General features: G+C 68.1%; 1 protein-coding gene. It reads right to left on the bottom strand.

The window, feature by feature from the left end; translation table 11 throughout:
• The coding region (locus KQI88_RS17875; protein ID WP_216419671.1) for an acyclic terpene utilization AtuA family protein at positions 1–524 on the bottom strand (524 nt) is incomplete at both ends.

Raw genomic sequence — 524 nt, 5'->3', positions numbered from 1 at the left:
CCTGGGGGGGCGCAGATGGAGGCGCACTCGAGGATCTTGCCCAGGTGGATGGCCAGCCCCTTGTCGCAGCCCGCCCGCACTGCCGGGGCGGCAAAGACCGACGGGTCGTAAGTGCGCCCGGCCAAAACGACCTGCGCCCCCTCGTCCAGGGCCTTGATAAAGGGCTCCATCCCCATCTGGCCCACAATGCGGGTGGTGGCGCCCACCGCCTCCTCGGTCAGTTCGGGCGCCGGGGCAAGGGGTTTCACCTTCCCCGCCCGCAGGGCCGCCTTGACATCCTCTTTTGCAAACTCGGCGTGGATGACCGCCAGCTTGAAGTGGAGGTCTTTCTCCCGGGCGATCTCCTCCACAATCTCGCGGCACCAGTTCAGGTGGGGCTCGCCGCCGCTGCCGCCGGCGGTACCGATGACCACCGGAATGCCCTCCTTGACCCCGGCTTCCAGCATGATCTCCAGATCGCGCTTGACCGCGTCCCGGTCGGTAAAGGAGACCCCCGCCCCCAGGTAGTAGGGCCCGGGATCGCT

The sequence above is a fragment of the Alkaliphilus flagellatus genome, assembly GCF_018919215.1.
Taxonomy (GTDB): Bacteria; Bacillota; Clostridia; order Peptostreptococcales; family Natronincolaceae; genus Alkaliphilus_B; species Alkaliphilus_B flagellatus.
Note: the sequence above shows the minus strand (reverse complement) of the source record. Positions and strands in the feature narration are given on the sequence as shown.